Consider the following 1,011-nt stretch of genomic DNA (forward strand, 5'->3'; position numbering starts at 1 on the left):
CAAGCAGGGAATCATTTGGTTTGGCGAATCCGGAGACTCTTATATTCAAAAGCAGTGGATAAAGAACATCCGTTACAACAGAGAATTAGTACAAAGATAACTCAACTGGTATTTGATATTTTAATCTCATATCCAAATACTCTTGCCAACTCAAAGGTCCCAATACAACATCGTTTGTTTTTAAAATTATCCAATAGAATAAACTATCGCTTGTTCCATATTCATATTTTCTTTTGTATAAAGGCTCTTGAGGATATTTAGGCTTCTGTTTTGCAATAATATATTCATCGTTATAGATATAGTCAAGTATAGTTGCCGGTATCTCTCCACCATTGGAATTTTGGCAAAGAATATCTTTTATATCCCCCCCTTCATCTCTATAAAAATATCCACTTCCTAAATTCTTAACAGAATCAGAAATGCAACTTTGAATAAATAAACTACAAAGCAAATGTAGAACAATACATCCCTTTTTCATATCTCTTCATATTATTTGATCCAAGGTAAAAATGGTGTAAGTTTAGTACTTCCATAAATATTTATTTCGTATGGTCGTCCCTTTCCTGCAACCCTATTTCCTATAATAGTTTCTATATTCCTTCCCCAATTCAATGGATTCCGACCATTGTGCATTTCAAAGTCATATTTATCAGAAAAAGCTCTTACCGAATGATTCGGATATCGTTTTAAAGTAACATTTCCATATACTAATCCATCATTTAGGGAGCCACTATGCAGCAATAAATTAAAACTTTTTATTTTTCCTACATATTTTTCTCCTAAAGAGTATATCCCTGATAAATCCATTTTCGCTAAAGATGTGAATAGAGGTTGTCCATTCCCTTCTCTATACCATTTATTAGCTTCCGCCAAGGTCAAATATCCATCATAATCCGGTCTGTCTTTAAGACTTGTATAGCTCTTCAAGTAGCTGGAACGCGCTTCATCATCTGCCAGCCCGTTATACCCTAAATCATGGTTTAGGGACACATATCCTTCCTCCGTCAACAG

2 protein-coding genes are annotated in these 1,011 nt (G+C 34.2%); both read right to left on the bottom strand.

Going from position 1 to position 1,011, the window contains the following annotated elements; genetic code table 11:
• Positions 1-85 precede the first annotated feature (85 nt).
• Positions 86-478 carry a DUF3997 domain-containing protein gene (locus tag HMPREF9446_RS13020; protein ID WP_009126150.1) on the bottom strand — a complete coding sequence of 131 codons (393 nt, stop codon included), beginning with the start codon at positions 476-478 and terminating at the stop codon, positions 86-88.
• Positions 479-489: 11 nt separating this feature from the next.
• The coding region (locus HMPREF9446_RS13025; RefSeq protein WP_216593947.1) for a hypothetical protein at positions 490-1,011 on the bottom strand (522 nt) is incomplete at its 5' end.

Origin of the sequence: Bacteroides fluxus YIT 12057 (genome assembly GCF_000195635.1) — a bacterium.
Classification (GTDB): Bacteria; Bacteroidota; Bacteroidia; order Bacteroidales; family Bacteroidaceae; genus Bacteroides; species Bacteroides fluxus.